Here is a 15,877-nt window from a genome sequence, read left to right on the forward strand (position 1 = left end):
GCAATTATTAGATTGCTCCATAACATCTATTCATTTAAATTCAATATAAAAATTTCCACCACAAGTTATTTGCCATTCTTCTTTAAATTTCTTTAGGTATTCTTTTTTTTCGCACTCTAAAAGCAGCTCTTCCACGCTTTTGTTGTAGCTTTCAGTAGTGATCCTTCCCTGATGATGCATGAACCTTAAGTAAATCAAATAAGTATTAACCACATCTGTTTCACAATAATCTCGAATCTCTTGTATCTTGCCGCTATCGTATAAGCCCATAACTTGTGACCCATCAACTCCAATCTTACCAGGAAGATTAAACGCTGCACAAACTTCGTTCATTTTTACTCTTGCAGAGGCTCCAAAATCAGAGAGGGTTTCAAGTAAGTCACAATGCCAATCACTACTATATCTCTGATTGTAACTATTCCACTTATCACCAGCTTTATGAAAGTATTCTGCTTGAATGCCATGGACCATAGCACGATACTTCAGTACTGGTATATCAAAAGTGCGTCCGTTGAACGAAACTAATCTTGGCTTTTTCTCTGATATGTAGTTAAAAAATCCTTTCACTAGCTCCTTTTCACTGGAATTTAGTGTGCCTCCAGATCTTATTTCTTGCAGTGTGAACACCTCATAACCGCTCTGGTGGCTTATATTGCAAAGTAAAAAACTGATAACTACAATTTTGTGGAAGGGCTGACGCAGAAAAGAGTTTTGCCCGTTTGTTATTTCCAGGTGGTATTTTGTTAATGCATCCCTTTTCTCTTCTACACTACTATCATCACTAATATTGAGTAAATTTTTGCAGGAATTTACATCTGGTATAGTTTCAATATCAAATACTAACAAAGAATTAAGCATTGCCTATATACTCCTCAGGACAGTCGATCCAAGGTCGCACTTTCACAAATAAAAAGAGGTGTACCTTGCACTCAAATAATTTTTCTAGTTCATCACGTGCTTCGATATTAATTTTTTTAATATTACTGCCACCTTTCCCTAGCACTATTTTTTTATGACTATCTTTCAACACGAATACAATCTGTTTGATGACTAAACTCTTATCTTTTTTTTCCTCAAATTGTTCAGTTATAACAGCTGTAGAGTATGGCAATTCTTCACGCAAGTTCAAGAATAATTTTTCTCTTGTAATTTCTGCTGATAAAAAATTTGTCGAGGAATCGGTTATTTGATCTTCTTCATAAAACCAAGGGCTCACCGGTGCAACTTCAGACAAGTAATTCATTAAATCAGAAAGTCCATCATTCTTTAATGCTGATATCGTAAAAACTTTTTCAAATTTATAAAGCAAATTCAGATGCTCATGCGCCATCTTGAGTTCTGGCCTTTTTACCAAATCAGTTTTATTGATAACCAAAATGCATCTGCCTTTTGTGCGCTGCAGCCGCGTAAATATAGTCTTAATTCTTTCTATATTTTTCAAATAATTGCTTACATCAACAAGTAACAAAGTGATGTCATCACCCTTGATTGCTGACCATGCAGATTTGACTAAAGCTTTTTCAAGTTTTGTTTCTGCTGAGAAAATTCCTGGGGAGTCAGTAAAGACAATTTGTGTGTTGTTGCATGTTGCAATACCCCTTATTTGCGTCCTTGTTGTTTGCACTTTGGGTGTAACAATTGCAATTTTCTTGCCTATGATGTTGTTAATTAATGTAGACTTCCCAGCATTTGGTAAGCCAGCTATGGTTACAAATAAGCACTTTTGTTCTTTCACAAAGGAAATTATAAAGAAAACTGGATGCCAGTGTCAAGCACTGGAATGACAAGTTCTCGGCAACCCCTACGTCATACCGTCACGGTATCTCTAGATCCCGCTAACACGTAGCGGAATGACAGCAATCCTACGTCATACCGCCGCGAACCGTCATACCGTGATTTATTCACGGTATCTCATCCGCTAACAAGCAGCGGGATGACAGCAATCCTACGTCATACCGCCGTGGTATCTCTTAGCATAGATCCCGCTAACACGTAGCGGGATGACGATTGTCAGGGTGTCATCCCAGCGCCCCTATGATGTCATCCCAGCGCCCCTATGATGTCATTCCAGTGCCCCTATGATGTCATCCCAGTGCCCAGACACTGGGATCTAGTTTTCCATAAATGGTGCATTTTAACATAACTTTTATACTTGATAAAATTCCTGGATTCCAGCATCAAGTGCTGGAATGACACCTCTCTTTGAGCTATAAACATTAAGAAATTTACCAAATGAAAAAAAAGGCAAAAGAAGCCCCGAGTAGCGAGTTTTGACTCTATATTACTGTAAGTGGCGCTGTAATAATGTGCTGACGCTTAGTTTAAGCGCGGTTTGGCTGAATGTAGAAAAAATTTAAAAGACATGCAGCCGCTATAATTTTATGTAATCCGCCAATAAATACCCTGAGTTTTTTACTGAATTTTGTCATTGAGCCTGCAGGTCAAAAACAAGTTTTGAGTCATAAATACCCTTATTGTCATAATAAGGGCGCTGGCGAAATATGTCAAGGGATTTTTGACGAAATGATTTTGAAAGTAAAGAGCGGGAGAAGGGGTTCGAACCCTCGACCTCAACCTTGGCAAGGTTGCGCTCTACCAACTGAGCTACTCCCGCAATTAAATTAACCTAAATTTACTTAATTATAGGCATATACAGCGATTTGTAAACCCCGTGTACACGAAAAATGTGAGAGCCCATAAATTTGCGTGGTTCCTTCTATGATCTTTTCGTATACTTAAGGCTCATTTTTGATTATCATAGGTTTTCAATTGTGCCAAAAAATGTATTAATTTTATGGGAATATTTTTATATAAAGACGACTTGCCAGCTAGTTCAATACCAGATGATATAAGGTCTATAGCTGTTGATACCGAGGCAATGGGGCTACTTCATAGCAGAGATAGATTATGCCTTGTGCAGCTCTCTTTTAATGATGGCAACGTTCACTTAGTTCAACTCAAGAACGATTACACAGCGCCAAATTTGAGAAAAATATTAGAGGATAAAAATATAACTAAAATATTTCACTTCGCGCGATTTGATCTGAGCATAATACATTATTACTTGAAAACTTGGGCACTTCCGTGCTATTGCACAAAAATAGCTTCACGGTTAGTTCGCACTTACACAGATAATCATAGCTTAAAAGAATTGTGCTTAGAACTACTTGATACCAAATTAAATAAGCAACAGCAATCTTCTGATTGGGGAAATGAAAATTTGACAGACAAACAAAAAAATTATGCTGCATCTGATGTTTTGTATCTCCATAAGATAAAGGAAAAGCTAGATTTAATGTTGGAACGTGAAAATAGAAAAGAATTGGCCCAAAAGTGCTTTGAATTTCTTCCTACTCGCATTGAGTTAGACTTAATGGGTTGGGAAAACATGGATATCTTTAATCATCAGATATAACCATTTGTGAGAAGTTTTTTGTTTGTGCAAGACACTTTAGGGCAATTTTTCAGAAGAATTTAGTTGATTAACTGTTGATTGATGCGCTATATTTTACAAGCAATCGTTCTAAGTTTAGGTATTTTATGAGTGATGACATTATATCAGTAAATGATCAAAATTTCAAATCTGAAGTCACTGACTATAAAGGGTTTGTTCTGATAGACTTTTGGGCAGAATGGTGTGGGCCATGTAAAAGTCTAATGCCGCGTATTGAACAGTTGGCTAAAGACAGAAAAGGCAAGATTAAGATCTGCAAGTTCGACATAGATGAAGGGACTGAAGTGCCAAGTAAGTATGGAGTGCAATCTATACCCACTTTAATCATATTTCAAGATGGTAAGGAAATTGCACGCAAAATTGGTGCAACAAATGATTTGCTAAGTTGGGTTGATAGTGAAATAAGCTAATAGACAAATTTGCTTTTGTGTGTATTATAAATATTGATAAAAGGGATTGTAGCTCAGTCGGTTAGAGCAGTTCGCTCATAACGAATTGGTCGTAGGTTCGAGTCCTACCAATCCCACCATTGTGTTGATCTTAGCATGATCGTAACAATGAGAAAACTATAGTATATGAATTATATGTTGATATAATAGAGGAAATAATGGAATTTACTAAATCTTTGAATAATAAGTTAGATGAGTTGCACTTACTAAATCATCCATTCTACCAATCATGGAATACAGGAAGCTTAAGCTTGCAAGCTTTACAAACCTATGCTAAAGAATATTATCACCACGTTGCTGCGTTTCCTCGTTATATCAGTGGTATACATTTTTTGTGCCCAGATCTAAAAATGCGACAGGTTTTGCTTGGTAATTTGATAGAAGAAGAACAAGGTGATGAAAATCACCCAGAGTTATGGAAACGTTTTGCTGAAGGGCTTGGTGTAACACGGTCTGATCTCCATAAGGATGCACAGATTAAAGAGACACAGGAGTTAGTTGATGGTTACTTTGATATTGTACGATCAGACTTTGCTTCCGGTTTGGGTGCACTTTATGCTTATGAACGTCAAACTCCAGAGGTTTCTAAGTCTAAAATTGAAGGTTTAAAAAAACACTATTCAATAAGTGATGAGCGTTCTCTTCAATTTTTTACGGTTCATATGCATGCTGATGAATGGCATTCTGAGGAATGTGCAAATCTTATTGCAGACTTAAGCGAAGAAGAGCAAGAGAAAGCCATGCAAGGCGCTAAAAAAGGAGCAAAACTCTTGTGGGGTTTTCTTGACGGGATAATGAACACTAGTGTGTGTCATTAATTGTAAGTAGATTAAACTCAGTGATATTAAAATGCAATGTAATCTTCTTATATCTGACCTGCGGCTTTGGGTTCATTTAGGATGTAGTGCAGAAGAGAAGTTTCATTCTCAATTAGTTAGTGTTAATATTGATTTTACCTTTAAATCCCCCCCTTTAGGACTTACAACTGACCGGCTTGAGGATACTATATGCTACTTGGAGGTAGTTCAGAGTATTCAATCTCTCGTTCAAAGCAAGCAATTCAATTTAATCGAGCACTTAACCCATGATATATACAGAGCCATTAATAATCTTTTGGTGCAAAAAAAACATATTATTTCTTCCATAAGAGTGACTACTCACAAAGTTGCACCACCCGTTCCCGGTGTGCATGGAGGTGTTCTCTTTACTTATTGTAATACATTACAAGAACAGGAAGATAACTAATGATCTATATTTCTATTGGCTCAAATATAGGAAATCGCTTTTCCCATTTACAAAGGGCTGCTCAGTTACTAAAGGAACGCTATTTTAAAGATTTAAAGTCTTCGATCATTCTAGAAACTAAGGCCATTTTACCAAACGGTGCTCCACCTGAGTGGGATAAGCCATTTCTCAACATGATTGTCTATGGAAGTTGTTCTTCTTCTCCCGAAGAGCTATTAAAAGGTCTAAAACAAATTGAGTGTGATATTGGCCGTTCGCAGGTCTATGAAAAGTGGGCACCTCGCGTTATTGATTTGGATATTTTGTTATGGGATGATCTAACGCTCGATACACCCTACCTTAGAATTCCTCACCCAGAATTGATAAACAGACCATTTTTGCTTCACTTGATGGCAATGCTGAACCCTATGGATAATACTCCAATAATCAACAAGACGTTCGGTACTGTTGCTTATGATATCCCTAACATTCAAGATTGTTTTTTAAAGAGTTTTACGCTTTCACCAGAGCTTGTAGGTATTGTCAATATTACTCCTGATTCATTTTCAGATGGTGGTCTTTATTATGATTCAGATCAAGCAACCAAGCAGGCACTGCGGCTGTTATCAGATGGTGCAAGCATAGTTGAACTTGGTGCTCAATCAACAAGACCTGGATCTTTAATGCAGATCCCAGAGGAAGAGTATGCACGTCTAAAGCCAGTACTTGATAATCTTAGCGATTATATGAAAGCTGGCGATATTAAAGTTAGCATTGATAGTTTCTGGCCAGATGTTATTTTGAATGTTTTAAAACACTACAAAATTACCTGGGTAAACGATCAGAAGGAAGCTCTAGATAATAATACCTTAAAAGCAATTGCTAGTAATGGTTGCAGCATCGTTATTATGCATTCACTTTCAATACCACCACATAGAGACAACATTATTCCAGACGACACTGACCCAATTGATATCATAAATAATTGGGCAGAGAAGAGCATTAGCAGGTTACTTACCCTAGGTTTTGATCAAAGCTCGATAATTATTGATCCTGGTATTGGTTTTGGAAAATCTCTATATCAGAATATCTGGCTTTTACGCAATATAGAAGCATTGCAAAGTTTTGGCTGCAAAGTTCTGGTTGGTCATTCTAGAAAGTCATTTATTTCTTCTTTTTCTACAGAACCTGTCTTTAACCGAGATTTAGAAACAATTGCTTTATCATCTGCATTGCACAACAAGGTTGATTTCCTTCGAGTGCATAATGTGCGTGATCACATGCGATTTTTTGTAGCTCAAGCTGCTTTACAGGAATGAAGATTATCGGAATTATGGCTGTTGATCCCAAGGGGGTGATTGGAATAAATAATGGATTGCCCTGGCATTATCCAAGTGAGTTAGATCATTTTCGTCAGGCGACTGACAAACAAGTTATTGTTATGGGAAGAAAAACATTTGAAACAATACCACAAAACATATTAAAGCCTATTGTTTTTTCTCGTAACAAATTAAGTCCTTGTTTTAATAAAGGCATAGAATGCACTATTGTTTCTTCTATGCAAGAGTTCTTGTCAATCCAAGGTAATTGGAGTTACCCTCAAATCTTCATGATTGGTGGAGCACAAATAGCGCACCTTTTTTTGGAGTATGATCTAATTTCAGAGTTTATCATAACAGAAATTCACAGACTTTATAAAGGTGATGTATATTTCAACTTAACACTTCTTGATGGATGGTATAAAACCGCTCTTGCTAAAACAAAAGATTATACTATATGTAGGTTAACACGTGATAAAGATGGAAGAAAAAATTGTGAAGCTCATTAAGTCTCTTAATTGTAAATTATGCCAACTGAAACAACAGGCAAGAGGGCTTTTATGAGAAACTTTTTGATGTAATAGTATGTATGTTAAAGCAATTTATACCCACCGCATTGAATGTGGAGAAGTATTAGAGCAGGTTCTTGATCGCTATGTTTCAGAGTTGCTAAAAGAGGAAGTTGTTCTTGCTATCACATCGAAAATCATTTCCATTTGTCAAAAACAAGTGGTTTGCAAAACTGCTTGTTCTAAAGAAGAGCTAATCAAAAGAGAAGCTGATGCAATTGTTGATATGGCTCACAGTATCTGTTTAACGATTAAAGATAATATCTTAATTCCATCTGCTGGTATTGATGAATCAAATGGTAATGAGGTGTATATTCTATATCCAAAAGATGTTCAGAAAACAGCTCTATCAATATGGAACTATCTCAAGACAAAACACTGCATAAAACATCTTGGTATTTTGATTACAGATAGTAATGTAACACCTATGCGTCGTGGGGTTACGGGCGTTGCTCTTGGTTGGTGTGGATTTGAACCACTTTATTCCTATATAGGCAAGCCAGATCTTTATAATCAATCACTGCAAGTAACACAAGTCAATCTTCTTGATGCACTGGCAACATCTGCTGTTTTAGTTATGGGAGAAGGGGCAGAGCAAACACCAATGGCAATAATTAGTGGTGCACCAAAGGTTCACTTTCTTACTCGTCCGCCAACTACAAAAGAAGAAAAAAGTGTTAAGATATCTATGAAAAAAGATCTTTACTCTCCTCTCCTCATGGGAGCCCGTTGGTTGAAGAATTAAAGAGAAACTTAAAAAATTTGCTATTCCTTTATAAGGAGAAATAGTTAAAGGAATTTACTCTATTTCTCCCTCTTTTTTTATTATTTTTAATCTATAGTTAACGTAAAAGAGATATGCAAGAACTCTATTGATCCATAGTCTGCAAATTATTAATAACACTTACTTTAAAGAACCTTACTTTACGCTGATCTTTGAGCGCTCTTTTGTGGTATTTTGTAAGAGTATAACTTGTGAAATCGTCTTCCCTATAGATTAAAGAGTTACACTGCTTTATATGTGATGCTATCCACTCTGCATAGTCCTGATGATCGGTTGCAATGAATATTTCCCCTGTTATAAGTATTTTTTTTGCTAATAAATTTAAAAATTCCGTATTAATTAATCGTCTTTTATTGTGACTTCTTTTTGGCCATGGATCTGGAAAGAGGATAAAGAATCTTTCAACACTGTTGTCAGGAAAATTTGCAATCAATTCTCTTGCATCTTCTGTCCATATTAAAATGTTTTTTATGTTTTGTATTTCTATGTTTGTTAGCAAGCGAGAAACCCCCTTTAAGTAGGGCTCACATCCTATAAATAATAGATCAGGTTCATTGAGCACCTGGTAAAGCATATTTTCACCGTTGCCAAAGCCTATTTCTACCCATATTCTTTTTCGTGAATTTACAATCTTCTCTATAGATTCCTTGCTGTTTTGAATAGAATATTTTTCCAATATTTCATCAACATCCGGTTTTAACCTGGACCTTCTGGAGAACGATCTAATCCACTTGCTATTCTTAAATAGCATATTCTTGATACATATATAATTTTCTCACTATATTTTATATAGCTTAAACAATTCTCGAAATGAATTAACGAAAAATTACTTGTCAATAATTATTAATATTATATAATATATGAGTTCTAATAAAGTTTAAATTAAAGGTCACATTGCATGAATAATAATGATCCAGTTGTAAATCTACCGGTTACTATCAGAAAGCTATCATCAAACAAGTTTATAGAAGAGATATGTCAAGGCCAATTTGAGGATCAAGATAATGCCTTGTTTGAAGATTCTTTTGTTAACAAAATTAAAGAAGGAGATGTGGTAGAAGGTGTAATTACAAGAATAAACCCTAACGACGTTGTGGTTGATATTGGTTTAAAGTCTGACGGGAGAATTCTGATCAAGGAACTCGGTTGTAATGATGAGATCATTATTGGCTCGAAAATTAGAGTTTATGTGGAAAGAATTGAAGATTATCATGGTAATGTTGTTCTTAGCCGTGAAAAAGCAATTAGAGACGAGAAATGGAATAAGTTGGAAGAAGATACAGTTACAAGAGCTGAAGTAAGCGGAGTTATTAAACGCTCAATTAAATGTGGTTTTATTGTTGATCTTGGTGACGGAATAAGCGCTTTTTTACCGCTGAGTCATGTGGATTTGAAGCAAGTAAAAGACGCGAAGCACCTTATTGAAACTGAACAAAAGTTCATCGTGCTTAAAATGGATAAGAAGCAAGGTAATATTGTAGTATCAAGAAAGCTGGTGTTAGAAAAATTGCACGCTGGTGAAAAAATTAAATTTTTAGAATCTTTAAATGAAGGCGATATAATAGAAGGAAAAATAAAAAGCATCACTCATTACGGTGTATTTGTCGGTATTCATGAATCAGATGTAGTGGGAGTTATAGATGGATTGCTACATATTACAGATATCTCTTGGAGTAGAGTGAGTCATCCATCTGCAGTTTTTGCTTGTGGCCAGACTATAAAAGTTAAAATTATAAAAATAGATAAGGAAAATGCTAAAATTTCCTTGGGTGTGAAGCAGCTAGAAGATAGCCCTTGGCAAGATGCAGAGTCAAAATATCCAGTTGATAGTGTGCATAAGGGTTATGTAACAAGCATAGAAGATTATGGATTGTTTGTTGAGCTTAGACCTGGAATTGAAGGTTTAGTGCACTCGTCAGAAATAACTTGGGTTAAGAGTAATTTACCAGTTAGTAGTCTCGTAACAAGGGGACAAGAAGTATATGTAAAAATTCTCAGTATTGACATTGCTAAGAGTAGGATGAGTTTAAGCATGAAAAGGTGTGTAGACAACCCTTGGCAAGTATTTATCAAGAAATATCCTCCTGGTTCTATTGTTTCTGGTGAAGTGAAGAATAATACCGGCTCATATGTATCTGTTGCTTTCAATGATTCTGAAATAGATGAGAACGTAGAAGGGACAATATATGTGAAAGATTTAAGTTGGTCTAAAAATAGCTCAGATGAGATAAAGAAGTATAATGTAGGTGATAAAATAGAAGCAAAAGTAATAAGGGCTAACGTGAATCGGGCAAGAATTTATCTTGGAATAAAACAAATAGAGTATGATCCTCTTGAAGAACTGATAAAGAAAGTTAAGGTAGGCGATAAAATACAGGTTATTGTAGGTAAGAGAGAAGATAATGGACTAGTCGTTGAAGTTGAGAACGATGTAACCCTTCTAATAGATCAAGAGCATTTACCGGAAAATAAAAAGTTCTCTATATCAGAAAAAATAGAAGTTGAAGTATTGGGTGTTGAAGAATATAACATAGTATTATCTGCTAAGTGATAAGGTTTACTTATTTTGGCTTCATATAAATGGCAACAAAGTCTGATATAATAGCGAGGGTAGCAAAAAGACATCCTTTTTTAGATAAGATTGTTATAGCAGCTATAGTTGATAGATTTTTTGGGATACTTTCAAGCACATTGAAGCATCATAATAGAGTTGAAATTAGGGGATTTGGTTCTTTTTCAGTTAGAAGTTATAACTTGAAAGAAACAAGCCATTTAATGTTACAGAAGTTTACAAAGAATCAATACTTTAAAACATATTTTCGTAGCAGTAAAAAATTATCTGATTTGATAAATGAATAAAAATTTATACCATAAATAAGATGAAAGTAGGGGTTTGAGTTTATACTGTACGATAGAAATTTTTAGCACCATATGCAAGTAGTAGAAATAGTTATACGTAATAACACATACAAAATATCTTGCGAAAGTGGGAAAAAGAGCCATTTATTACGTCTTGCTAATAGTTTTGACAAGCTAGTTGGTTCTGTATCTCAAAAAACTGGAGGTAAGGGTTCGGATGCATTAAATTTCTTACTTGCAGCGCTAATTCTTGAGGATAAAATTTTAGAATTAACAAAGCGGTTGGATGAAGCAAATCAAGAGCGCGAAAAGTATAGAAACGAGAAAAGAATAGAATATATTGAGGTACTAGATAAGGTAAATAAGATTATCACTAATCTTGAGTGCATAAAGGATTAGCTTCAATAAAGCAAGCAATTAAATTGACTATCTGACTATTTAAGCCAGGAGGGAGGTTTGTCTTACGAGTTATGTAACAATATAATTCGTAATCATCAAGATCAACTATTTTTTCGTATTCGATTAGTTCACTCAAGGAAAATTTATCAAGATATTTCAATGCGAAATGCCCTAAAAGTATATCGGTTTCTTTGCAACCCCTATGCCAGCTTCTATACATCAATTTTCTTCTGAGTAGTGAGGTATCTGTCATTACAATTAAACTTTTTTTTAATTTAAAAGTTAAACTAAATACTTGTCAAGCGAGGCGTATTTTAATATACTTAAGATTTGGTTAAGATCTAAATATACAGGTGGAATTAATTTCTAATCTTATTCATCAATTTAGCGATGGAATATATTGTTTTTTGTCATTTGCCTTAATCATTTCTGTTATAGTGTTTGTGCATGAATATGGGCATTATGTTGTTGCCAAAGCATGCAAAGTTAAAGTTGAATCTTTTTCTATAGGTTTTGGTCCTGAAATTTTTGGTTTTAACGATAAGTCTGGAACTAGATGGAAACTAAGCGCTGTTCCATTGGGTGGTTATGTTAAAATGTTAGGGGATACTAATGCAGCGAGTGTCCCAGCTGATCAAAAAGAATTAACTGAAGAAGAAAAGTTGTATTCATTTCATACAAAACCGCGGTATAAAAAAGCAGCAGTGGTTTTTGCAGGACCTTTTGCAAATATGATACTTGCTGTTATAGCTTTTACAATATTTTTTAGCACGGCAGGTTATTACCGCACTCCACCGGTGATTAGGGATGTAATTGAAGGAAGTGCAGCCAAACAAGCTGGCCTATTACCAGGTGACACTATTACACAAATCAATGAACATAAAATAAAATACTTTGAAGATATTTCACGTGTGATAATGTCGAACCCCAAGACGAGAATGGAAATTAAATATAGCAGAAATAATGAGGAGCGTAGAACTAGCCTGACTCCATTGACAATTGAGAGTAGAGATGTTTTTGGCAACATAATAGAAAGAGAAACTATAGGGATTATTTCAGTCAATACATTAAAGCAGTCATCTTTTCTTGGGGCTGTGAGCTTATCAGTAAGTGAAACTTACCACACTATGTGCTTAACGATCAAAGCTATCTTTCAAATTATCGTTGGTAAGAGAAGTGCAAGTGAAATAGGTGGACCAATAAAAATTGCAAAATATTCAGGGCAATCAGCCAAAAAAGGATTTATTATGGTTGTGTATCTCATGGCAATTATTTCAGCTAATTTAGCTGCGATTAACTTGCTACCAATTCCGCTACTGGATGGTGGGCATTTATTTCGTTATATTATAGAAGCAGTTATACGTAGAGATTTAAGTTTGAAATATCAAAAATATGAGGCTACCTTTGGTGCTTTCATTTTGTTCTTGCTGATGGCAATTGCAATTTCGAATGATATTAGGAGTCTTTTTTAAAATAAATATGAAAAAGCTATTTTACATACTAATAGTAATTTTTATCTCCTTTCCCGCTCTACTTGTTGCTTTAGAAAATAAGGAAAAAGTACAGATAAAAGATATCAAATGCATTGGCAATGAGCGAGTAAGCAATCAAACAATAGGGTTTTATATAAAGTTAGAACCTGGTAGCTATGTAGACGACGATGATATAGATTCGATTATAAAAGGTTTATATAAAACAAAGTTGTTTGCTAGTGTTAACGCTTATATCGATGATAAAAAAAATTTAGTAGTAAAAATTCAAGAAAATCCACTAATTAACAAGATAATATTAAAGGGTAATAAATTATTTAACAGCAAAGAGCTGCTAAATAATGTAATTCAATCAAAATCGCTAACTATTTTCACTGAAACAAAATTGCAAAACGATTTAATGAATTTAATCACTACTTATAGAAATAACGGTAAGGTTGGTGTTAACGTTGCATATGAGCTGAATAAGCTTGATAGTAATAGGGTCAATCTAATTTTTAAAATAAAAGAAGGTAAAACCTCTAAAATTAAGGATATAAGATTTGTAGGTAACAAAAACTTTTCTGAAAACGAGCTAGAGCAAGCTATTAAAGTGCATAGTAATGACATATTTAGTAAGTTATTTAGAGCCATGTTTAAGGGCGGAACTCGTTATTCACCACAATATTTATTGATTAACACAGAATTGCTCGATCGTTTTTATTCGTCTAAGGGATATATTCAAAATAATATTCAACCGATTGTTGAGATTGATAATAACAATCAGATAGAATTGACTTTTTTGATTGACGAAGGACAGCAATATTTGTTTGGAAATAATGAGGTTAATATTGAAACTGAAATTCAGGATTTAAGCCTAAAAGAAGAAATATTGGACTTTATAACAGAGGAAAACGATAAGATATTTAATAGAGTTAAAATTAATAATACAGTAGAAAAAATAAACAAGTATTTAAATGAGAAAGGATATATATTTGCAAAAGTTAATCCAGAGTATGCACAACGTGACAATGTTGTAGATGTGACCTACAGAGTGCTGCCGGGTAAAAAGATTTATATAAATCAAATTACAATTGATGGTAACGATCGCACTTTAGATAAAGTGATCAGAAGTAAGCTAAGTGTAGCAGAAGGTGATGCATACAATATATCTGAGATTCAAAAATCACGTAAAAAACTAATTAGTAGTGATTTTTTTGAAACAGTAAAAGTAAATAGTTACGCAGTTAATGACAATGCAGTAAATCTTGACTTAAATGTTAAAGAAAAAAACACTACTTCGTTGTATTTGGGAGGAGGTGTGTCTCTTCCTGGTGGAGCATTGATTAAAATTAACCTCAAAGACCGTAATTTATTTGGTACTGGAAAAGAGCTCTCTTTTGCTCTCGAAAAAAGTCAATACGTATTTTCTACTGATTTAGAGTTTGTTGAAAATAATTTTAACGATTCTGATACGTCACTAGGCATGGGTGTATTTTATGAAAAACAAGATAAACCAAACACTACTTTCGATACTTGTAACTGGGGAGGAACAGCAAAATTATCATATAAAATCTCAGAAAATCTCATCAATTCCTTTCACTATTCTTATAAGTATAATCATATACACATGGATAATAAGGGTGGAAAAGATGAGGATATCTCTCAGATAATAAGAGATCAAAAAGATGAACATCAGATTTCATCAGTAGGATACACATTGGCATATAATAAACTGGATAATCTTTATGCTCCAAAAGAAGGATATTTATTGCGTATAAGTCAGGATATTTCAGGATTGGGAGGGAATGTAAACTTCCTAAAATCTGAGTTCTTGTCTTTTTACACGCATCCTATATTAAGTAAAATTGACGATAGCATAATACTACGCTTTAAGATGGCAGCAGGTCATATTTTTTCTTATACCGATGAAGATCTAAACATTGGCCAGCACTTTTTTAAAGGGGGTAATGAGATTAGAGGGTTTGACCTTTCCGGCATTGGACCAAGAGCAGAAGACAAAAATAAAAGCTCATTGGGAGGCAAAACTTATTTTAATTTAACACAGCAAGTAGATTTCCCACTACCAAAACTATATGACTATGCTGGTATCAAAGGCTCATTATTTGTTGACTATGCAACACTTTTTGGCTTAGATGATAAAAATGAGAAATATAAAGATCCATATAATGATAGTAAGCTTATAAGAGTGTCACCAGGTTTTGGCTTTTCAATGCCTTCTCCTTTTGGTAGACTTAGATTAGATTTTGGGTTTCCTTTAGTAAAGGAATCTTATGATATAATACCATCACCAAATGTTAAATTTTCTATTGAAGCGGGGATTTGAATGAAATATATACAGTTATTTATATCAGTTATTGCCTTAATTATTTCCTTATTTGTGGGGTATAAGTTTGCAGGATATCAACCTCAGAACACAAAGGCTGCCATTATTGATAGTGATAAAGTTATCAATGAATCTCTTGCTCTGCGAAACATACAACAACAAATAAAGGAGCAGAATTCTAGATTACAACAAGAATTTGAAAGTGAGTTAGAAAAACTTAAGCCATCAAAAGAAGAATTTGAACTTTTGTCAGAAGAAGCAAAAAAGGAAAAGACAGAACAGTTTAATAAGCATACTGTAAATGCTAGAGATGCTTACGCTGAAAAAATGTTGTATTTAGAAGAAAGTTATAGAGATGCAGTAGAGAGTGTTTTTAACAAGATAAAAGAAGTTGCTAAAAAAACGGCAGAAAAAAACAACATAGATTTGGTACTATTTATTTCAAAAAAGAACCAAGTTTTATACTCTATGGATGAAGTTGATTTATCGGATATGGTATTAAACAATATAAACAAGGAAATACCTGAATTTGCTTTAAAAGGCATTGAGTAGGCTTATGCAATTTAATATCAGTGATATTATAAAAATACTACCACATTCTTATCCGTTTCTCTTAGTAGATAGGGTTATAGAGTGTGATCCTGGTAAAAGTATAAAAGCAATCAAAAATGTGACTTTTAATGAGCCATTTTTTATTGGTCATTTCCCTGGTCATCCAATAATGCCAGGAGTCTTGATAATTGAATCTCTAGCTCAAGCATCTGCTATATGTGTTCTTGGTAAAGAAAGTCAAGGTACAATAGAAAACAAAGCTATTTACTTTATGTCTATTGAAAATGCAAAATTCAGAAAGCCAGTCACTCCAGGGGACACACTGATTCTGCAAGCTAATGTTAAAAACGCACGTTTAAGTGCATGTAAATTTGAGTGTATTGCGTGTGTTGGTGAAGAAAAGGTTGCAGAAGCAACGATTTTAGCTATGCTACAAAATACGTAATATACAA

Annotated in this window: 18 protein-coding genes and 2 tRNA genes; 15 read left to right on the top strand and 5 right to left on the bottom strand. The window is 34.3% G+C overall.

The features are described from left to right. Positions 1-30 precede the first annotated feature (30 nt). The 3 genes from AAGD99_RS06875 to AAGD99_RS06885 form a co-directional block, all read right to left on the bottom strand. Complete coding sequence (locus tag AAGD99_RS06875) at positions 31-858, bottom strand: 3'-5' exonuclease (RefSeq protein WP_341822963.1); 828 nt, start codon at positions 856-858, stop codon at positions 31-33. Next, positions 851-1,735: a GTPase Era gene (gene era / locus AAGD99_RS06880; RefSeq protein ID WP_341822964.1), complete on the bottom strand. Its 885-nt coding sequence runs from the start codon at positions 1,733-1,735 to the stop codon at positions 851-853. Before era ends, AAGD99_RS06875 begins: the two co-directional genes overlap by 8 nt. An 806-nt stretch (positions 1,736-2,541) precedes the next feature. After that, positions 2,542-2,614 (bottom strand) — tRNA-Gly (locus tag AAGD99_RS06885). Positions 2,615-2,794: 180 nt separating this feature from the next. On the opposite strand from AAGD99_RS06885, the gene AAGD99_RS06890 reads away from it, so the two are divergent. The 8 genes from AAGD99_RS06890 to AAGD99_RS06925 all read left to right on the top strand — a co-directional run bounded on the left by AAGD99_RS06890 (position 2,795) and on the right by AAGD99_RS06925 (position 7,760). Beyond that, entirely contained in the window at positions 2,795-3,415 is a 621-nt protein-coding gene (locus tag AAGD99_RS06890; protein ID WP_341822965.1) for a ribonuclease D, read from the top strand. 125 nt (positions 3,416-3,540) lie between these two features. After that, on the top strand, positions 3,541-3,864 hold the full coding sequence (gene trxA, locus AAGD99_RS06895; RefSeq protein WP_253309585.1) for a thioredoxin: 324 nt from the start codon (positions 3,541-3,543) through the stop codon (positions 3,862-3,864). 42 nt (positions 3,865-3,906) lie between these two features. Next, positions 3,907-3,983: transfer RNA gene (locus AAGD99_RS06900), tRNA-Ile, on the top strand. Positions 3,984-4,061: 78 nt separating this feature from the next. Next, a complete protein-coding gene (locus tag AAGD99_RS06905; RefSeq protein ID WP_341822966.1) occupies positions 4,062-4,721 on the top strand; it encodes a CADD family putative folate metabolism protein in 660 nt (219 codons plus the stop codon). Positions 4,722-4,752: 31 nt separating this feature from the next. Next, the gene (locus AAGD99_RS06910; RefSeq protein ID WP_253309583.1) at positions 4,753-5,148 is read left to right on the top strand and encodes a dihydroneopterin aldolase; all 396 of its coding nucleotides are present in this window, start codon (positions 4,753-4,755) and stop codon (positions 5,146-5,148) included. Then, positions 5,148-6,446 (top strand): dihydropteroate synthase, encoded by a 1,299-nt coding sequence (folP, locus tag AAGD99_RS06915; protein ID WP_341822967.1) that lies wholly within the window; start codon positions 5,148-5,150, stop codon positions 6,444-6,446. Before AAGD99_RS06910 ends, folP begins: the two co-directional genes overlap by 1 nt. Further along, on the top strand, positions 6,443-6,955 hold the full coding sequence (locus tag AAGD99_RS06920; RefSeq protein WP_341822969.1) for a dihydrofolate reductase: 513 nt from the start codon (positions 6,443-6,445) through the stop codon (positions 6,953-6,955). Before folP ends, AAGD99_RS06920 begins: the two co-directional genes overlap by 4 nt. 76 nt (positions 6,956-7,031) lie before the next feature. After that, positions 7,032-7,760 (top strand): putative folate metabolism gamma-glutamate ligase, encoded by a 729-nt coding sequence (locus tag AAGD99_RS06925; RefSeq protein ID WP_341822970.1) that lies wholly within the window; start codon positions 7,032-7,034, stop codon positions 7,758-7,760. Between the two features lie 124 nt (positions 7,761-7,884). Here the strand turns inward: AAGD99_RS06925 and trmB are convergent, their stop codons facing one another. After that, positions 7,885-8,550, bottom strand: a complete 666-nt coding sequence (gene trmB / locus AAGD99_RS06930) for a tRNA (guanosine(46)-N7)-methyltransferase TrmB (protein ID WP_253309594.1) — start codon at positions 8,548-8,550, stop codon at positions 7,885-7,887. 147 nt (positions 8,551-8,697) lie between these two features. Here trmB and AAGD99_RS06935 point away from each other — a divergent pair, with 147 nt between their 5' ends. The 3 genes from AAGD99_RS06935 to AAGD99_RS06945 all read left to right on the top strand — a co-directional run bounded on the left by AAGD99_RS06935 (position 8,698) and on the right by AAGD99_RS06945 (position 11,057). After that, the gene (locus AAGD99_RS06935) at positions 8,698-10,350 is read left to right on the top strand and encodes a 30S ribosomal protein S1 (protein ID WP_264687904.1); all 1,653 of its coding nucleotides are present in this window, start codon (positions 8,698-8,700) and stop codon (positions 10,348-10,350) included. Positions 10,351-10,379: 29 nt separating this feature from the next. Further along, positions 10,380-10,658, top strand: coding sequence for an HU family DNA-binding protein (locus AAGD99_RS06940; protein WP_010963035.1), 279 nt, complete (start codon positions 10,380-10,382; stop codon positions 10,656-10,658). 72 nt (positions 10,659-10,730) lie between these two features. Beyond that, a complete protein-coding gene (locus tag AAGD99_RS06945) occupies positions 10,731-11,057 on the top strand; it encodes a cell division protein ZapA (protein WP_182183710.1) in 327 nt (108 codons plus the stop codon). Here AAGD99_RS06945 and AAGD99_RS06950 read toward each other — a convergent pair. Continuing rightward, on the bottom strand, positions 11,032-11,310 hold the full coding sequence (locus tag AAGD99_RS06950; protein WP_182158663.1) for a succinate dehydrogenase assembly factor 2: 279 nt from the start codon (positions 11,308-11,310) through the stop codon (positions 11,032-11,034). The genes AAGD99_RS06945 and AAGD99_RS06950 overlap by 26 nt on opposite strands. A 100-nt stretch (positions 11,311-11,410) precedes the next feature. Between AAGD99_RS06950 and rseP the strand changes: the two genes are divergently transcribed. Genes rseP through fabZ form a run of 4 tightly spaced genes read left to right on the top strand, consistent with a single transcriptional unit; the run spans position 11,411 to position 15,870 of the window. Then, positions 11,411-12,529 (top strand): RIP metalloprotease RseP, encoded by a 1,119-nt coding sequence (gene rseP, locus AAGD99_RS06955; RefSeq protein ID WP_341822971.1) that lies wholly within the window; start codon positions 11,411-11,413, stop codon positions 12,527-12,529. A 7-nt stretch (positions 12,530-12,536) separates the two neighbouring features. Then, positions 12,537-14,873: an outer membrane protein assembly factor BamA gene (gene bamA / locus AAGD99_RS06960; RefSeq protein ID WP_341822972.1), complete on the top strand. Its 2,337-nt coding sequence runs from the start codon at positions 12,537-12,539 to the stop codon at positions 14,871-14,873. Next, a complete protein-coding gene (locus AAGD99_RS06965; RefSeq protein ID WP_264731237.1) occupies positions 14,874-15,425 on the top strand; it encodes an OmpH family outer membrane protein in 552 nt (183 codons plus the stop codon). 4 nt (positions 15,426-15,429) lie between these two features. Continuing rightward, complete coding sequence (fabZ, locus tag AAGD99_RS06970) at positions 15,430-15,870, top strand: 3-hydroxyacyl-ACP dehydratase FabZ (protein ID WP_253309601.1); 441 nt, start codon at positions 15,430-15,432, stop codon at positions 15,868-15,870. Positions 15,871-15,877 lie beyond the last annotated feature (7 nt).

It is taken from the genome of Wolbachia endosymbiont (group A) of Clivina fossor (assembly GCF_964026865.1).
In the GTDB taxonomy this organism is placed as follows: domain Bacteria; phylum Pseudomonadota; class Alphaproteobacteria; order Rickettsiales; family Anaplasmataceae; genus Wolbachia.

What these genes read in the sequence shown, in the direction of transcription:
- AAGD99_RS06875 (WP_341822963.1), bottom strand. Translation starts at nt 858, where the DNA reads ATGCTTAATTCTTTGTTAGTATTTGATATTGAAACTATACCAGATGTA.
- AAGD99_RS06890 (WP_341822965.1), top strand. Translation starts at nt 2,795, where the DNA reads ATGGGAATATTTTTATATAAAGACGACTTGCCAGCTAGTTCAATACCA.
- trxA (WP_253309585.1), top strand. Translation starts at nt 3,541, where the DNA reads ATGAGTGATGACATTATATCAGTAAATGATCAAAATTTCAAATCTGAA.
- AAGD99_RS06905 (WP_341822966.1), top strand. Translation starts at nt 4,062, where the DNA reads ATGGAATTTACTAAATCTTTGAATAATAAGTTAGATGAGTTGCACTTA.
- AAGD99_RS06910 (WP_253309583.1), top strand. Translation starts at nt 4,753, where the DNA reads ATGCAATGTAATCTTCTTATATCTGACCTGCGGCTTTGGGTTCATTTA.
- folP (WP_341822967.1), top strand. Translation starts at nt 5,148, where the DNA reads ATGATCTATATTTCTATTGGCTCAAATATAGGAAATCGCTTTTCCCAT.
- AAGD99_RS06920 (WP_341822969.1), top strand. Translation starts at nt 6,443, where the DNA reads ATGAAGATTATCGGAATTATGGCTGTTGATCCCAAGGGGGTGATTGGA.
- AAGD99_RS06925 (WP_341822970.1), top strand. Translation starts at nt 7,032, where the DNA reads ATGTATGTTAAAGCAATTTATACCCACCGCATTGAATGTGGAGAAGTA.
- trmB (WP_253309594.1), bottom strand. Translation starts at nt 8,550, where the DNA reads ATGCTATTTAAGAATAGCAAGTGGATTAGATCGTTCTCCAGAAGGTCC.
- AAGD99_RS06935 (WP_264687904.1), top strand. Translation starts at nt 8,698, where the DNA reads ATGAATAATAATGATCCAGTTGTAAATCTACCGGTTACTATCAGAAAG.
- AAGD99_RS06940 (WP_010963035.1), top strand. Translation starts at nt 10,380, where the DNA reads ATGGCAACAAAGTCTGATATAATAGCGAGGGTAGCAAAAAGACATCCT.
- AAGD99_RS06945 (WP_182183710.1), top strand. Translation starts at nt 10,731, where the DNA reads ATGCAAGTAGTAGAAATAGTTATACGTAATAACACATACAAAATATCT.
- AAGD99_RS06950 (WP_182158663.1), bottom strand. Translation starts at nt 11,310, where the DNA reads ATGACAGATACCTCACTACTCAGAAGAAAATTGATGTATAGAAGCTGG.
- bamA (WP_341822972.1), top strand. Translation starts at nt 12,537, where the DNA reads ATGAAAAAGCTATTTTACATACTAATAGTAATTTTTATCTCCTTTCCC.
- AAGD99_RS06965 (WP_264731237.1), top strand. Translation starts at nt 14,874, where the DNA reads ATGAAATATATACAGTTATTTATATCAGTTATTGCCTTAATTATTTCC.
- fabZ (WP_253309601.1), top strand. Translation starts at nt 15,430, where the DNA reads ATGCAATTTAATATCAGTGATATTATAAAAATACTACCACATTCTTAT.